Below are 16,875 nucleotides of genomic sequence, written 5' to 3' on the forward strand. Positions count from 1 at the left end.
CGCGCGGCGCCTAAGTGTCCTCTTCTTCCTCATCGCCGGGGTGAATCCGAATCAGGATCCGCTCGCCATTCTTCAGATCCATTTCCACCAGTGCGCCGGACGGGATTTTTCCGTCGTTGATCACGGCCGCCAGGGGCTGGAGGATCAAGCGTTGGATGGTGCGCTTCAACTCGCGGGCTCCGTACTGGACGCTGGTTCCCTTTTCAATGAGAAAGCGCTTCAGCCGGCCGGTGAGATCGAGCTCGAACGCTTCAGAGCCCAGCCGGGTGTCGATGTGGGTCTGGATATTTTCAATTTGCAGTTCGAGGATTCGGGAAATCGCTTTGTCGTCGAGCGGGGCATAGGTGATGGTGGAATCGATGCGATTCAGGAACTCGGGCGAGAATTTCTTCTTGGCCGCAGTGAGACCAATGGCTTCGAGACGCTGATTGCTTGCAACGGTGTCGTTGACCGGAGCAATCGCCGCAAAACCCATGGTGGGCTTGAGCTCCTTCTGCATGCTCTCCGCACCCAGGTTACTCGTAAGAAAGATCATCGTGCGCTCAAGACTCACGAGATTGTTGTCGCCCAAGCGCAGCAATCCCCGGTCGAGGATGCCGAGCAGGACACGCATCATCGAAGGGGCTGCCTTTTCGATCTCATCAAAGAGAAGGATCGACAGGGCCGAGCGATCGCTCGCCACCGAGTTGATCCGGGCTTGCGATAGCAACGGTTGGGTCTCGCGGTGGCCCAGGTAACCGGGCGGAGCCCCCACCAGCTTTGCCACTTCGTGATCCATCTGGTATTCCCCGCAGTCGATACGAAGGATGTTGCGAACGTTGCCATGCAACGCTTCCGCAAGTGCCTCGACGGTGCGAGTTTTGCCCGTGCCCGTAGGGCCGAGCAACAGAAAAACTCCAGCGGGACGGCCTTCTGGCGATAAGCCTGCCTCAAACATCTGAACAAACGGCAGCACATGTCTCGCCACGCCCGGTTGCCCGATGAGCAACCGATCGAACTCCATCGTGATCCCACTATCGAAGTTATTTCTACGGTTCTGATTTCCTGATCCGAAAGTAGCCATAAAGAATCGCTTCCGAGAACAGCGTAGCTGGAGGCGGTAGCGGCTTTGCGGCGATTCGGGCAGGCACACGTCAACTGCTGGACGCGTAACCTACTTCAAATCAGAAGTTTAGGATGGTAAAGGAAATATTTGGAGGGGGTCGCAAAAATCTGTGACCGTCTTTGCGGGCCAAGGTGCAATTACTTATGGCGGTAGGTAATGCGGCCTTTGGTGAGATCGTAGGGCGAGAGTTCGAGCGTAACCCGATCGCCAGCGAGGACACGAATCCGGTTCTGACGGAGCTTGCCGGCCAGATGCGCAAGCACCATGCGTTCCTGGTCCAGCTGCACGCTAAATTTGCCATCAGGCAGCTTTTCAATCACCACACCGGTGACTTCAATTGAATCTTCCTTACTCATCAGTCTCCTTAAGCTAGATTGCGCCACAAGGGCGCGAACGGAATTTACCATCCTGAGTATAACCTAGCCCTGCGTACGGTACACTCCGAATGGCGACTGGAATGGGTGTAATCAACGGTGCAAAGGCTTACCCGGTAGACGGGTTGAATGTAGTGATCACAGGCGCAGGGCGCGGGATCGGCAAACGTTTGGCGATTGGATTTGCCGCCCGGGGAGCACGAGTGGGACTCGTAGCTCGCACGGGTACGGAGCTCGATCTGACCGACCTCGAGATCAAACATGCAGGCGGCATCAGCCACAAACTGGCTGCTGACGTGCGGGATTTTGAACGGGTGAGCGGCGTGCTCGACCTGATGCGGCATCGCAATGGGCCGATCCAGGTGCTGATTTGCGCTGCGGGCATCCAGGGTCCGATCGGCCCGTTTCATAAGACCATCGGCAAGCTTTGGCTGGAGACGATTGATACGAACCTGATGGGTGTCGTCAATTCGTGCCGGGCCGTGATCCCCAGAATGATTGAGAACCGGCGCGGCAAGATTATCGTGCTAGCCGGTGGAGGAGCAGCAGCGCCACGACCCAACTTTACGGCGTACGCAACGTCGAAGGCGGCAGTGGTGCGCTTTTGCGAGTCGCTGGCAGAGGAGTTGCGGGAGCATAACATCCAGGTGAATTGCTTTTCACCGGGCGGATCTTATACCTCGATGACCGACGAGATTCTGTCAGCGCGGAATACGGCCGGTTGGAAGGAAATTGAGGCCGCCGAAAAGATCCAGCATAGCGGCGGCGTGAAGCCGGAGAAGCAGATCGATCTGGCGTGCTTTCTGGCCTCCGAGGTTTCGAATCATATTTCCGGAAAGTTTCTGCATGTCGATGACGACTGGAAACGCCTGGTCGAGACGCAGGTGACGCCGGATCTGTACACGCTGCGGCGCCTAAAAAAAGCGTAGGAGTTGCATCGGATCGGGGGGTTGTCGCATCCAGCTATCCGATGACCTATGACTTGCAGCAGTCGCTCGCGTTGTTGACGCGCTTTCCTCGTTCGCTTCAGAATTTGCTCTCGGGCTTGCCTGAAGGTTTGCTGCTGGGGAATGAGGGCGAGGGAACGTGGACGCCGAGGCAGATTCTGGCGCACTTGATCCATTGTGAGAAGACGGATTGGATGCCACGGGTGAAGTTTGTGCTGGAGTTTGGGGAGTCGCAGACGATGCGGCCGGTGGAGCGGCTTGGGGAGCCGAATGGGGCCTCGATCGAGGAGTTGCTGGAGGAGTTTGTGCGGGCGCGGGCAGCGAGTCTCGAAGAATTTGAAAGTCTGGGGCCGTTGGATTTAGAACGCCGTGGGGTGCATCCGGCGTTTGGTTCCGTGACGCTGGGACAGTTGATCGCGACCTGGGCCGTGCATGATCTAACGCATTTGCATCAGTTGTCGCGGGTGATCGCGGTGCAGCATCGGGAGGCGGTGGGGCCGTGGGCGCAGTATCTGGGAGTGTTGCATTGTTTGGGGCGGAGCTAGCCCACTTTCAGCTCATTCGGCTCGTGCGTGATGGTGCTTCGGTGGGGGTTGCAAGCGTTCTGCTTTTCGGCTTCTTGCACATCCGATTTTATGGGGACCAGTGGTGCTCGGCGATTGGCGAGTGACCTTCACTTTCACGGCTTGAGCCGCCTAGTTGTTCCCAGATCGATCTTCAGACGATTCCGGAAAGCAGTGCTACTCATTTTTGAGCACGATGTTCGGATCTACCCGAGAGGCACGCCAGGCCGGTAGCCAACTGGCAACCATCGCTACTACCGTAATCACCGCAATCACAAAGGCGATCGTCACCGTATCCGTCGGCTGTATGCCAAACAGCATTGACGAGATCAGCCGGTTTAAGGCAAGCGCGCCTGCCAGGCCGATCGCGATACCAGCTGCCGTGACCTGCAGGCCTTGCTTCATGATCTGTGTGAGCACCTGGGAGCGAACTGCACCCAGGGCGATTCGAATGCCGATCTCACGCCGGCGTTCCGTCACCATGTAAGAGAGCACACCGTATGTGCCAATGGCCGAGAGTACCAGCGCGAGTGTGGCAAATGCGCCCAATAGCTGCGCCAGGAGTCTTGGCCGGCGAATTGATTCAGCGAACACCGAGTCCATGTCACGAAGGCGCACAACGGGAACCGAGGCGTCTACTTCCGACACTACACGCTCGATCGTTGCGGACAGCGACGTTGGCGGCAGCGTCGTCCGCATCACCACATTCATACTGGGCGGAGAAACCCTGTGTTGGTCCAGGGACAGATACAGTTCAGATCCTGGCTGACGTTCTAACCCTTGCTGCCTGACGTCCTTGGCCACTCCGATCACCGTATGCCAGGCGTCATCGGTTGCACCAAACGAGGCACCAGGAGGACGCAGACGCTTGCCGATCGGGTTCTGTCCCTTCCAGATCCTTCTCGCCAAGGTCTCATTGACGATAGCTAGTTTGCCCTGCGACGCGTTGTCGGTTGATTCGAAGCCGCGGCCAGTGACGATCGGGATGCCCATTGTTCTGAAATAGTCGCCCATGACGAATTGGTAGTAGTCGACGATTTCAGAGGGCCTTCCGTCCTCAGAGATGTGGTTCTCGATCGGAGTCGCCACCGCATCTGGAGTTCGATGTGGCGGCAGACCCGACATCGCCACTGTTCCCAGCACTCCTGGTATGGCGCGAAGTCTGTCCAGGATCCGCTGGTAGGCTTGGGCCCGTGTGTCGGGATTCGAATTCGCCATTGGCATTGTCATCGAGAATGTCACGAGTCGCGACCGGTCAAACCCTGCATCGATCTTGGTCAGGTTGTAGACGGTTTGAACCAGCAAACCCGCTCCGATCACGAGCATCACAGCGAAAGCGACCTGGGCGATCACGAGTCCACGGCGGGTGTAATCGTGCAGCGTGCTGCTGACGCCCCTCGCGCCGTCCTTCAGCGCACTCGCTAAGCTACCCGACCTCGTCCGCCCGAGTGACAGGAATCCGAAAAGCAGGGCAGTCCCAGTCGAGATCGCTAGCACAACCAACAGAACGGGTAAATCGATCCTAAGATCACTTGTCCGCGGGATGCTGGTTGGGTAGGCCCGGATTAGCATCTTCAAGCCAGCGTTGGCCAGCCACAAACCCAGGATGCCACCGGCCCCGGCCATCACCACACCTTCGGTAATCGACTGCCGGAGCAACCGGCCGCGGCTGGCGCCAAGAGAAGTGCGCAGTGCAAACTCGCGGCTGCGTGATCCGGCGCGAGCCATCACCAAGTTTGTAAGATTCGCGCAGACGATCAGCAGAACAAATCCAACGGCGGCCTGCAGAACCCAGATTGCCCGGCTGGCATTTCCAACAATCGCATCCTGGAGCGTCCGCAACCGGAGCGTGTGGTCGATTGAGCGGATAGGGCGCTTGATGGGGACATGGTCCGTCACACCGGCACGATCACCCCAGTTTTCCAGAAATGCGCTCAACTCCGCCTGTGCCGCCTCCGCGCTGGCGCCGTCTTTCCGCCTCGCAACAACGTACAGGACATGCGCTTCGCGTTGCCGCGCCGCATTGGGGTGGAGCCAGAGGGGTAACCAAATCTGGGTGTGATGATCCATCACGTCGGCCCCAGGTGGCATAATGCCAACAATTTCGTGAGGGCGGCCTTCGATTTCCACCTTCTGTCCGATGATTGGCCGTCCTCCAAATCCGGTTCGCCACAGTTCGTGCGAGAGCATTGCGATCGGTGGCGGTAGTGTTCCGGTCCAGCGAGCGGTTTCTTCGTCCCGGAAAAAGCGTCCGTGCTCCGGCTGAATCCTGAGCGCCTTGAGCAAAGGTGCATCGACTGAGATTGAGCGCACCCGCAGAGGGCGATCCCCCGCCGTCAGGTTCACCTCCCCAGTAGTGTATGCGGCACCGCCGGTAGAATAAGCGCCAACATCCGCGAATGACTGGTTCATCTGGCGGAACTCCAGGTACTCTGGCGCGGAGAGTGCAGTTCCAGTTGCTCCCGTGACCGGAGATTCCGCGGTCAGATACATCAATTGATCGGGCTTAGGATAGTCCAGTGGACGCAGGAGCACCCCATGTACGATCGTGAAGATCACAGTGGTGACGCCGAACCCAAGAGCCAACGTGGTAACGACTACGGCAGTGAACCCTAAGCTCTTTGCTAATGATCGAATCGTATGACGGACGTCCCGTACAAAATCTTCAACAAAGTTTACGCTGCGCATATCCCGGCACTCCTCTTTGTATTGCGTGGCGCCTCCGATCGTTCGCCGCGCGGCCCAGCGGGCGGCCTCGGGCGTCATGCCGGATGCAATGTTCTCTTCGATGAGCTGATCCAGGTGGAAAGCAAGTTCGGCTTCAAGCTCGAACTCGACCTTCCGGCGGCGGAACAGCGACCGAAGCCGCAAACGGGCTTTGTCCAAAATCCGCATGGCTAAGCCTCCTGGACCACGACGTTGATGGCCGCCGATAGCCGAACCCAGTTCGCCAATTCCTTTTCCAGTTGTTCTCGTCCCGAAGGCGTCAGCGAGTAGAACTTAGCCATACGCCCGGTCTCAGTCGTCCGCCACTCGGCCTCAATCCAGGCCTGCTGTTCCAGACGGTGTAGCGCCGGGTACAGAGACCCCTGTTGGATCTGGAGAGCATCTTGTGAAACCAGTTGGATGCGCTTGGCAATCGCCCAGCCATGTTTGGGTTCGAGCGAGATGGTCTTGAGAATCAAGAGATCGAGAGTGCCTTGGACAAGATCGGTTGGCTTTGCCATACGCCTAGACTACCAACAATTGTAGATAATCTGAATATCATCCCTCAGGCTGGCCTGAGTGACGGACGACAGGCGTCGAGAGCAAGCAGCTACTTCGATCTTGGCTTTGGTCCATGTTTTCAACTGGAGATCTCGACGTAGTTCGTACGAACCGAAGCCTGGCAGAACGCTGTACTGCACGGAGTGATTGAGTATCGCCTGAGCTTCAGGTTGGGAGTTTCCGGTTCACTCCGCCTTCGGATTCGGGCGTGCCGCCGAGGTCTGATCGATGAAGAACAAGCTATCGTATCGCTCTGTGATCACTTGCTCGAAGATTGTATAGTTCGGCGCGTCCTCATCAAAACGCCCCATGATGTTGCGTGTGGAATGCTTCACGCCGAGCCACTCAGCGACGGGACCAGTTCTCGGGGCACCCCGCAGATCCAGGGCAAACAGCGGTGTGCCGCTCGCTGCCAGCGTGGCATCCAAGCTTCCCGCCGGAAGCGGGCCAACCGTAAAATTCTCCATCCCTCCATTCCTTGCCCCTGCCCGGAACGAGCCCTGGTTGAAAGCAAAGCCAAAGGTGACCAACTTGTCTCCGTACATCTTTCGCAGCACCGCTCCCATGCTGTTATCTGGCCCCGTCATGACGTGAAAATTGTGAGCTGACAGAACGATCTTGGCGCCCTTCGACTGATTGAGAATCCACTTTAGGTTGGCCGCCATGCTCGCGTCGCGCATCGCCATGGATAATGGCCCATTCCTCATGTTGGCGGCCTGCTGGATAAACTGCCGCACAATATGCGCGTTCTGGATCGCCCACTCGAGGCCAGCGCGCGGGCGCTGAGCCTCCAAACGCTTCACGACCTTCTCCCACTCAATCGCAATTTCCGGATCCACTGCTCTCGGATTCAGGGCAAGCGCCATCTTTGAGGCGTGCGCCAAAGCGGGTGCGTAATCCACATCTGCCTTCTCTACGAAATCACGCACGATCTTGAGGGCAAGAGTGGGATTCTGCATATCAAAGCCTGTGAACTCGATACGTCCTTTTCCCGATTTGTTGTAGTCTCGCATCCACAGCACCATGTCGAGCACTTCCTGTGTGTCCCACAGCGTGAGCGGACCTTTGAGAAGCTTCGCCGGATCGCCCTCTCCCTTGAGGACGAAATCGTTCAGGCGATACGACTCTGGCATGCTCGCTTCGAGTGAGAAGATCGAAAAGCCCATCTGTGTAACGAGGAACTCCAGCATCCGGTGCTTCAGATGGAAGAATTCCCGTGTGCCATGCGTTGCTTCGCCGAGCGCCACAATGCGCGCATCACCCACGATCTTCTTCAGCGGCTCCATGTCCTCAAACCCGTGCCCTGCAACCGGCGTTGCCAGCGGGATTGCAGCGCGGCGAATCCACTCTGAGACGGCATCGGATGGACTCGGCGTCATGGGGAGGTTGCTCTTCGTATTCTGGGCAAGTGCAAGGGCTGCACCGGCAGTTGCTGCCAAGGCGGCACGTCGAGAGAGTCTCATGCCCATACCAGACGCGGGGCTCTTTTAGAAAGTTTGCCCGGCAGTGGGTACTGCTAAAAATTCGAGTGGGCCGGATCGACACCTTTTGCGACTGATCCTTGGCCGGGGAGCGAGCAGAATCTCCATTCGGATATGCTCAGGTAAATCCAGATCGTGTCCAGTTTAGCGGCAAACGGAGGAGCCCTCCCTGTGAACTATAGATCTCGAAAGGGAAAGGTGGAGCGATGAAGAGAACAGCATTGCTGCGATTCGACGGCGCTGTCGAGCGGGATCCTGCTATCGATGTCTGGATGAAAGAGCATGCCGGTGAATTGGGAGCCATTGCGCATCAATGGTTTGAGGCGATGCGGAAATGCGGAGACGAAGTCCGGGAGCTCTTTCATGACGGCTGTCCAGTTGCCTGTTTGGGAGATGTCCCCTTCGGCTACGTCAATGTATTCACTTCGCATGTCAACGTGGGGTTCTATCAGGGGGCATCGCTGCCGGATCCGGCTCACTTGTTGCAAGGCGCCGGCAAGTTTATGCGCCATGTGAAGATCCGGCCGGGAACGGCCACAAACGCCGCAGCACTACGCCAGCTCATTGATGTGGCTTACTCGGATATCAAGGTGCGCGTCGAACACGGCTAGCACCTGAAGAGGGCAACGCGGGTAGGAACCATCAGATTCGTAACAGTATGTCGTAGTTAGTTGTCGTGGCTGGATTGCCCACGATGCAGGAGCGACCAGACCACAGCGTGGGGCTCGACTTCGGCATCTCATGCGAGCGCCTACCAGGACTGACATACGCTCGCCCGAAACACTTGCCTCCTTCGTTGCGGTACGAAGGACCCTGTCTTACTCGTGCCGCAGAGCCACCAGCGGGTCAATTCGAGACGCTCGCCTTGCCGGCACATAGCCAGCGAGAATCGCGGCGCCGAGGAGGACAGTACCTGCCAGCGCCAGGATTCCCGGATCATTGGGCTGGGTTCCGAACAGCAACGATTTGACAAAGCGGGATGCGCCTAACGCAACAGGCACGCTGATCGCCAGTCCCACTGCGGCCAGGAGGAGAACGCGGCGCAGAACCATCCAGATCATAGCGCCGCGTTTCGCGCCCAGAGCCATACGGATTCCAATCTCACTAACCTGCCGCGCGACGCTGTAGGACATCGTTCCGTAGAGTCCCACACAGGCAGTCAGCAGCGCGAGAACCGCGAAACCCGTGCATAATTTCGCGAACGTGACTTCCCGGCTGATCGTTCGATCAATTTCCGCAGCCTGTGTGACCACCTTAGTGAGGGGTATGGAGGAATCTGCCTCCCGCACGATCTCACGCACATTCCTGACATACAGCAGCGGATCGCCCGTGGTACGCAGCGCATAGGTCATTCCGCCAGGAGAAATCTGGCTGGCCGCCACAAACACGGTCATAGAGCTCTCCTCTTTCAGACTGCCGTGCCGCAGGTTAGCCGACACACCGGTGATTTCGAGATCGCGCTTCTCATCCAGGAACGTGATTCGTCGGCCCACTGGGTTTTCGTTCCCGAAGTAAGTCCGTGCCAGCCGCTCGCTGATGACTGCAACCGGTGTGGAGCCCGGCTGGTCGCGGTCGTCAATCTCACGCCCAGCGAGGACCGGGATCTGCATCGTCGTGAGGAAACGCGGTCCGGCGACCAGGACGCGCGCGCCTTCGACGGTAACAGCGCCGATCTTTATGGGCCCCCTGTATGTGACCCCGGCACGGTCGGCGCTGATGATCGAAGCGTGCGAAAGCGTTGCGCTATTCACTCCAGGGATCGATTCGAAACGTTTGCGCAGATCCGCGTAGAAAGTGGCAATCTCCGGGTCGCGATGCCCGGCCTGCCGCGCATTCAACGAGAACAGAAGGATGTTCTCGCGGGTGTACCCCAGTTGGACGGAGTGCAGCTTATGGAGCGTCTGGACAAACAAACCCGCGGCAACGAGGATGAGAAAAGACATCGCAATTTGGGCAACCACCAGGACGTGCTGCATGCGACGGCGCGATCCGCCCCCGCGGCTAATCTTTAGCTCTGGTATGACGTCCGGACGCGTCGACTGAATCGCTGGGACGAGGCCAAATAACAGGCCACAAACCACGGAGAGCGCCGCCGTCATAGCCAGCACCTTCCAGTTCAATTCCGCGTGCAGCGTAAAGTTCTCCTGCCCCTTGGAGAACAGAAAGGTCAGCGATTGCACGCCCCAGATCGCAAACAAGACCCCGAATGCTCCGCCGAGCGACGCCAACATGACACTCTCGGTCAGCAACTGCCGCACGATGCGGAAGCGCCCCGCTCCCAAGCTGAGCCGGACCGCCATTTCGCGGCGCCGCGCGGCTGCCCGTGCCAGCAGCAGGTTGGCGATGTTTGCGCATGTGATCGCCAGAATCAATCCCACCATCGCCAGGAGCACAGATAGAGGCTTGGAATACTCGCGGCGCAAGCTGCCCAGACCGGCGGCCCCCGGATGCAGCAAGAGCGCGGGCAATTTGACGCGTTCACCGTCGGTCGCCGCCGTGGAGGCAACCCATTGGTGGAAGCGGGGAGCCAGCGCGGCCTGCGCCTGGGCCATGCTGACACCGGGACGCAGGCGGCCCATCATTTCGACCCAATAGTGGTTTCCGTCGCGATAGATGCGCTCCGTTCCGGGTCCGTCCACGAGCAGATTCGTGTGCAATGGAAGGTAAAGGCCCGGCGCCGCCGCCGGGTCGACCCCGAAAAATTCCGGCGGTGCAACGCCGATCACCGTAAAGGGCACGTTATCGACGAGAATCGCTTGTCCAATCGCATTGGACGGCCCTCCAAAGCGCTGCTGGCTTGTCGCAAAACTGATGACGGCGACGGCCGCTGCGCCTGGACGGTCGTCTTCGGAGCCGATCAGCCGTCCCGCAGCCGGCGACACAGCCAACCCGCGAAAATACTCACCGCTGACGTACTCCGCGCTGACGCTCATGGCCTGCCCGCGGATGGACAGGGTACGGTTTCGTCCGTTCACGTATCCGAAAAGCGTCGAAAAGACGGGATTGTCCTCGCGTAGCGTCTCGAACGCCCCATACGGGAATATCCCGGTGACCACGGCGCCTTTGGCGCCCTGCCAGAAAAGGCCGGATACCGAATGGACAACGTGCACCCAATCCTTACTCGCGCCCTGGGGCGGCTGGCTATGCCAGTTCAAAACCACCAGCGACTCAGGATCGGCCACCGGCAGCGAGCGCAACAGAATCGACTCCATAAAACTGTAGATCGCAGTATTGGCCCCGATGCCGAGCGCCAGCGACAAGACCGCCAAAGCGCTGAATGCCTTGTTGGTGGCCATGGTCCGAAAGCCATAGCGGATATCCTGACCCAGTTCCGACCAGAATCGTGTCAGCCAAATCTCCCGTGACTCTTCGTGCTTGAGGCCGAGGTTGCCAAATCGCCGGCGTGCTTCCGCCCGGGCGTGATCTGCCGTCATCCCGTCTGCTTCCAGTTCCGCGGCTCTTTCCGCCAGATGGAGTTCCAGTTCTTCACGCAGCGTCTCGCTGCGCCTGGCGCTTTCTATCCAATACTTCAACCGTCGGAACATGTCCGTCACTCCGTTCCCATCACGCGCGCGATCGCGAGCGTGAGTTTGGCATACTGCCGGGTTTCAACGGCTAGCTGTTTGCGGCCAGCCGCCGTAATGGTGTAGATCCTCGCCCGCCGATTGTTCGACGTCACGCCCCAGACACCGTCGATCCAGCCGTTGAGCTCCAGCCGTTGGAGGGCGGGATACAACGAGCCCTCCTCGACAAGGAGTTCATTGTCGGAGGATTGTTGGATGAACTGGACGATGCCGTATCCATGGAGGTCGCGCAGCGACAGCGTCCGCAGAATCAACATGTCCAGGGAACCGGGTAATGAATCGTTCTTTTGCGCCTTGCGTCCCATACCAAGAATTCTTAGCTTATGGCCACGAGAATGCGCGCGTCAAGTTCAGGTTGTTTAGCCCTCGAGCCGCTGATGGTTTGGGCAAGTGGTGCGCATGCCCTGTCAACCGGAGATGATCCGATGAACGAGAAGTCGCCACGGCCTCTGTCTCGATTGCTCCTGGATCACGCGCGATTCGCCAATGGACAGCTAGCCGGCGACTTCGCCAGAAGTGGAGCACCCGTGCCCGCGCTGCGAAAATTGAAGGGAAGCACGCTGTATGCTCCTGATTCCAAAAGCATCACTTTAGGTGGATTCCGTCATTGCGAGCGCGATGTCCAGGCATACCCTTGCCATCGTTGGATCGTCGAAGCCTCGTGTTGAGAATCAGGAAATCGCGCCCGGTGTGGCCCAAGAACACGTTGTGGTTTTTCCTACCGGCGCGACATCGCAGTTTGCGCCTCAGAAATTCCAAGCGATGCCGAAAGGTCGAAGCGCGTACACTGGTCGAGCGACTCGACCCTAAACCGGCGGTTTTCGTGGACTCTCCGATCGATCTCGCGGCGATCGTTCTACCGCCATAGCCCGGTGCGGAGGATTGCTTTGCCGTGTTGGACCAACAAGCAGCGATGCGGACGAAGGCTGCGCAAGTTGGCGCACTCGGCTCCCCATGGGCATGCAAGATTCTGCTCGGCCCAAACTACATGGCCACGCCAGAGCACTTTTTCGGCCCCTTGGACAGGAATGCCGGCATGAACCCTGGCAGGATTTCACGGTGCTTATGAAATGGACCACCAGCCAGGGCCGATAGTGTGCTTTTTCGAAAGAAAGTAACGATGGCTCGCGTAATATACCCCGATCAAAATCCATGCTCAATCACGCGCGATGCGGAGGTTGAGCGATGATTCCCGAACAGTCGAGAGTAGGACGGTTTCAATTCTGGAGTTGCATCGACAGTCTGATGCCGCTCGCGTGTTCGGGGCGGAATATGAGGGCAAATACGAAGAGCCTCCCAGGAGGGGAGGCTCAGACTTGCATTCGAATTTGATATCGATCGACTAAAGACTGGAACTGGAGCTGGAGCGCACTCGACCGGCGCCGAGGAGTCTCAGATCGCTGTCGGTGAGGCTGTCATGACGTTCGTCGAAAACCTTCCAGAGTTCGTCTTTTCCAGATACGAGCAGGTCGGTTCCGGCTTCAGCCCACTTGCCCAGATTCTCCATGCGGCTCTCGCCAAGATCCACCAGTTCGGCAATCTTGAGATTGTAATGGTCGACGCGGTAGTAGGCGTAAGCTGCGGCCTTGAACGCATTGAGCCAGTCCTGACAGGAGATTTCACCTGATCCGGAATCGGCCTGATTCAGTTTCCGGAGAGCGGCGTCGAGTTCCTGATAGGCAGCCTTCTGCTTTGTGATGTTGGAATCGATCTTTGTCGCCAATTCAGACAAGGACTTGGACATGAACTTTGCGTTCACTGCGCTGGCAGACTCGCCTTCGGCTTTGAAAACACCCGCCTTGAGGCGCTTTTGACGGATCTTGGCGCTGATCTTGTCGACTCCAAAGCTGAGCACACTCCCAACCAAGGGAACTCTTCCGGCGAGAAACCGGATCGCCATGGTGGGCGACTTGCGCATCATCTTGCGGCCGGTAAATCGAGCGCTCGTCTGGAGGCGGCTGGTGAAGTTGTGGCTGTTCCGCCAGGCGGCGGCTTCCGCCTCCTCCATGATCTGGTTGAATTCATCTTGGCTTGGCATTGTGTGGGTACGCACAGCTTATCACTGCCATGGAGAAAGCAACTACAAGCCCAAAGAAAAGGCACTAGCGATTGATTCAGATCGATTAAGAAATTTATGAAAAAACAAATAACCTAAGGCATTTCACCTATTCACCCTAGAGCCATCCGTCTAGAAAAAACAAAAATATTCATGGCCAGATTGTTACGAATTGGACGGGCGCTCGCCCGTCCAATTCGTTGCATGTGCTAGAACGCGAAGCGGAGACCGAGTTCGACCACTCGCGGGGCGCTCACCGAGGTGATTTTTCCGAAGGTGGTTGTATTCAACTGCGTCGTGTCCGGGTTGTTCAGATTCGCGTGGTTGAACAGATTGTAGAACGAGGCCCGGAATTCAAGACGCCGGCGCTCCGTAAAGCGGAGTTGCTTTTGCAGTGCCAGGTCGGTGTTCCAGGTGCCAGGACCACGCATGAAGCCGATGCCTGTATTGCCGAAAGTTCCGGGGGCGTTTTGCGCGAAAGCGGCCGGGTTGAACCAGGCGCTCATCTGGTCCTGACGGCTGCGGTCGCCGGAAAGGTGCCAGTTGCCGATGACGTCCGCCGTGTCGCCGCCAATGGCGCTGAGGGAATTGTCACGGCCGGCGCGGATGGTGAGCGGCGATCCACTGACCGCATTGGCGATGCCGCTCAACTGCCAGCCACCAATCGTGTAGCGCTGCCATTTGGGAGAGCCTGCATTCGCAAACGGCAGATCCCACATCGCCGAGACGATGAAGTTGTGCGTTCGATCGAGGCCAAGCGGACCGTAGTCCGATTGGTAGTTGTAGGGATTGCGCGGGCCGTTGCTGCCTTCGCCATTTGAGACGTTCACGCCCATCGCCTTGGACCAGGTGTAGGAGCCGAGGACACTGAAGCCTTTCGCATATCGACGGTTCATCACCACTTGCATCGCATTGTAGTTGGAGCTGAAGGCGCTGAGCGTGTTGTTGATCTGACCGAACTGCGGGTAGAGACGGCGGGTCTGGGTGTTCGCAATCGTGGACTGGCCGGGGATGTATTGCGCAAAGTTCGATTCGACCGTCGAGAAGAGGTTCACCGAGGAGCTGCCGATGTAGTTTAGTTCGAGCGCAGTTCCTTTTCCGATCGCCTGTTGCAGCGAGAGGCTCCATTGGTAATCGGACTGCGTCTTGAAGGGTAGGCTCCAGGTGGTTTCGTTCGCGGTGGGAACGAAGTCGGCATTTTTGAGGTTGGCGCCCGAGGGACGCGGGAAGGGGCTAACGCCGTTGAAGGGCGCATTGGCGAAGATGTTGTAGGCATCGCCGCTGACAACGGTGAGATCGGTGGTGTAAGGCTGGATCAGCGTAAAGCGGTTGAGGCTGATGCCACGGGTCATCGGGACGAAGTACTTGCCACCGCCGAGGCGGATGGAAGTTTTGCCGTCGCCGAAGACGTCCCAGGCGATGCCGAGACGCGGCGCGATGTTATTCCAGCGGCTGCCGACCACACTCTGCGGGACGTTGGGGTCGCCTGCGAAGAGCAGTCCTTGCGGGGCCTTGGGGAAGAGCTGCGATTGCTTGCCGGGGGCGAAGAGCATCATCTGGCCGTCTTCAGAGACATAGCCGTTGTAGGGTTCCCAACGGACGCCGATGTTGAGGGTGACGCGGCGGCTGAGCCGGAAGTCGTCGTGTGCAAAGAGGGCCGGGAGATTCTGGCGCACGCGCGAGGTGAGTCCGGTGACCTGGCGGTAGGAGTTGAATTTGCCGAGCAGGAAGTCGGCTGCGGCGTTGCCCGATTGCGCGCCGGTGAATTGGATGTTGCCGCCGGACTGCCAGTTCTGCAGCTCATTGACGCGGTTGCGGTAATACTCAAAGCCGAAGCTCATCGAGTGTCGGCCTTTGTTCCAGGACAGCGTGTTGTTGATGTGGGTGGTGGGCATGATGTCACGCGTGGGCGCGCCGGTACCGGCCGAGACAAAGCCCGAGATGCCGAGAACCGATTCGGGCGTGAGTCCGAAGCCGGTGTTGATGTTGGCAATGCTGATGGGCAAGCCGAGCCCGGTGAGCGAGAAGTCCTTGCGGGTGAGGAGGCCGAAAGCGCTGCGGACATAGCTCATGCGGAAGGAGTTGACGAGCGACGGCGAGAAGATGTGGTCTTCGCCGAGAGTGTAGTTCTGGAAGCGGGTGGGGAGATCGCAGAGCCAATCGGCAGCAACGCTCGCGCAGGGTTGCACTTGCGGGACGTCGTTATAGAAGGCGCGGAAGTTGATCTTGTCCTTTTCGCTAATGGTGTAATCGAGGCGGCCGATGATCTGGTTCTGGTCGAGACGGTTGCCGCTGGGCGCGAAGCTGTAGAAGTTGGTGGCGTCGTTGGCGCGCGGGAGGTATTTCGCCATGAAGGTGTTGGCAAAGGGGCGGATGCGACTGGCCGGGATCTGGTTGTTGGGGAAGACGGCGCCGGGATTGTCGGGGTCGCGGATGACGGTGCTTTGGCCGGAGAAGTTGCCGAGACGCTCGGCATCGTTCAAGGTGCGGTAGCGGGTGTCGCTGGGGGTGCCGCGGGTCTTGGTTCCCTGGTAGCCGAAGAAGAAGAATAGTTTGTTTTTGACGATGGGGCCACCGAAGGTGCCGCCGTATTGGTTGCGTTTGAAGTCTGCGCGCTTGGCAGCAAAGAAGTAGCGGGCATCGAGTTGGGTGTTGCGAATGAACTCGAAGGCGGAGCCGTGGAATTCATTGGTTCCGGAGCGGGTGACGGCCGAAACCGAGGAGGTGCCGCGGCCGAAGGCGGCCGAGTAGTTGCGGGTGGTGGTGGTGAATTCCTGGAGAGCGTCGGGATTGGGATACTCGTTCGCAATCGAGTAGAAGGAGTTCATGTTGTAGCCACCATCGAGCGTGAAGTTCATGTCGATGTTACGGCCGCCGGAAGTGCTGAAGGTGGACTGCGTCGCGCCGAATTGGCCGCCGGTGCCTGCGTTAACGACGCCGGGCAAGAGGGCGACGAGTTGGAGAGCGTTGCGGCCATTGAGGGGCAGTTGCTCGATGCGCTTGCTGTCCATGAGTTGGGAGACGGAACTGGTGGAGGTGACGACGGGCGGAGGCGTGCCTTCGACCTCGACGGTCTCGCTGACGCTGCCGATTTCGAGTTTGGGACGCACGGTGAGCTGCTGACCGACGGTGAGTTGGAGAGGACCGAGATGGAGTTCGCGAAAGCCTTGGGCGGTGACGTTGATCGAGTATTCGCCGCGGGGAAGATCGATGAAATTGAAGAAGCCTTCGGCGCTGCTTTGGGTATGCCGCGTTTCACCGGTTTGGGTGTTTCGTAGGACGAGGTTGGCGCCGGGTAGAGCGGCTTGGGTGGAGTCGGTAACGGTTCCATTGATGGAGCCGTTGACTTGCGCCAGCAACATTGCTGGCAGAAATATCGCTAAGTATAGACTACAGAGTCTAAATATGTTCATGATGCCCTCCTGAAGAGCAACTGCAGATTCTTGCTGGGACAATATCACATTCGAGGGGCAGGTTCTTCGTTGGAGGCCACAGAAT

The 16,875-nt window shown here is 58.4% G+C and carries 12 protein-coding genes; 3 read left to right on the forward strand and 9 right to left on the reverse strand.

Going from position 1 to position 16,875, the window contains the following annotated elements; translation table 11 throughout:
- Nucleotides 1–10: 10 nt before the first annotated feature.
- Complete coding sequence (locus M017_RS0107760; RefSeq protein WP_080507564.1) at nt 11–1,063, reverse strand: AAA family ATPase; 1,053 nt, start codon at nt 1,061–1,063, stop codon at nt 11–13.
- A 179-nt stretch (nt 1,064–1,242) separates the two neighbouring features.
- A complete protein-coding gene (gene infA / locus M017_RS0107765) occupies nt 1,243–1,461 on the reverse strand; it encodes a translation initiation factor IF-1 (protein ID WP_031497099.1) in 219 nt (72 codons plus the stop codon).
- Between the two features lie 101 nt (nt 1,462–1,562).
- On the opposite strand from infA, the gene M017_RS0107770 reads away from it, so the two are divergent.
- Together M017_RS0107770 and M017_RS0107775 are read left to right on the forward strand one after the other, a co-directional pair.
- Nucleotides 1,563–2,408, forward strand: coding sequence for an SDR family NAD(P)-dependent oxidoreductase (locus M017_RS0107770; protein WP_031497101.1), 846 nt, complete (start codon nt 1,563–1,565; stop codon nt 2,406–2,408).
- A 41-nt stretch (nt 2,409–2,449) separates the two neighbouring features.
- Entirely contained in the window at nt 2,450–2,971 is a 522-nt protein-coding gene (locus M017_RS0107775) for a DinB family protein (RefSeq protein ID WP_031497102.1), read from the forward strand.
- Nucleotides 2,972–3,166: 195 nt separating this feature from the next.
- On the opposite strand, the gene M017_RS0107780 is transcribed toward M017_RS0107775, so the two are convergent.
- The 3 genes from M017_RS0107780 to M017_RS0107795 all read right to left on the reverse strand — a co-directional run bounded on the left by M017_RS0107780 (nt 3,167) and on the right by M017_RS0107795 (nt 7,719).
- Nucleotides 3,167–5,884 (reverse strand): ABC transporter permease, encoded by a 2,718-nt coding sequence (locus M017_RS0107780; RefSeq protein WP_080507565.1) that lies wholly within the window; start codon nt 5,882–5,884, stop codon nt 3,167–3,169.
- Nucleotides 5,885–5,886: 2 nt separating this feature from the next.
- Nucleotides 5,887–6,216, reverse strand: a complete 330-nt coding sequence (locus M017_RS0107790; RefSeq protein WP_031497107.1) for a PadR family transcriptional regulator — start codon at nt 6,214–6,216, stop codon at nt 5,887–5,889.
- A 225-nt stretch (nt 6,217–6,441) separates the two neighbouring features.
- A complete protein-coding gene (locus M017_RS0107795; RefSeq protein WP_162179858.1) occupies nt 6,442–7,719 on the reverse strand; it encodes an erythromycin esterase family protein in 1,278 nt (425 codons plus the stop codon).
- Between the two features lie 224 nt (nt 7,720–7,943).
- Here M017_RS0107795 and M017_RS0107800 point away from each other — a divergent pair, with 224 nt between their 5' ends.
- Nucleotides 7,944–8,348 carry a DUF1801 domain-containing protein gene (locus M017_RS0107800; RefSeq protein ID WP_031497109.1) on the forward strand — a complete coding sequence of 135 codons (405 nt, stop codon included), beginning with the start codon at nt 7,944–7,946 and terminating at the stop codon, nt 8,346–8,348.
- A gap of 207 nt (nt 8,349–8,555) precedes the next feature.
- Here M017_RS0107800 and M017_RS0107805 read toward each other — a convergent pair whose 3' ends face one another.
- The 4 genes from M017_RS0107805 to M017_RS0107820 form a co-directional block, all read right to left on the reverse strand.
- The gene (locus M017_RS0107805; RefSeq protein ID WP_031497110.1) at nt 8,556–11,282 is read right to left on the reverse strand and encodes an ABC transporter permease; all 2,727 of its coding nucleotides are present in this window, start codon (nt 11,280–11,282) and stop codon (nt 8,556–8,558) included.
- A gap of 5 nt (nt 11,283–11,287) precedes the next feature.
- Nucleotides 11,288–11,626 (reverse strand): PadR family transcriptional regulator, encoded by a 339-nt coding sequence (locus M017_RS0107810; protein WP_031497112.1) that lies wholly within the window; start codon nt 11,624–11,626, stop codon nt 11,288–11,290.
- A gap of 1,037 nt (nt 11,627–12,663) precedes the next feature.
- Nucleotides 12,664–13,359, reverse strand: coding sequence for a hypothetical protein (locus M017_RS0107815; RefSeq protein WP_031497114.1), 696 nt, complete (start codon nt 13,357–13,359; stop codon nt 12,664–12,666).
- 227 nt (nt 13,360–13,586) lie between these two features.
- Nucleotides 13,587–16,739, reverse strand: a complete 3,153-nt coding sequence (locus M017_RS0107820) for a TonB-dependent receptor (protein WP_031497116.1) — start codon at nt 16,737–16,739, stop codon at nt 13,587–13,589.
- Nucleotides 16,740–16,875 lie beyond the last annotated feature (136 nt).

This window comes from Bryobacter aggregatus MPL3 (assembly GCF_000702445.1).
GTDB classification, from domain to species: domain Bacteria; phylum Acidobacteriota; class Terriglobia; order Bryobacterales; family Bryobacteraceae; genus Bryobacter; species Bryobacter aggregatus.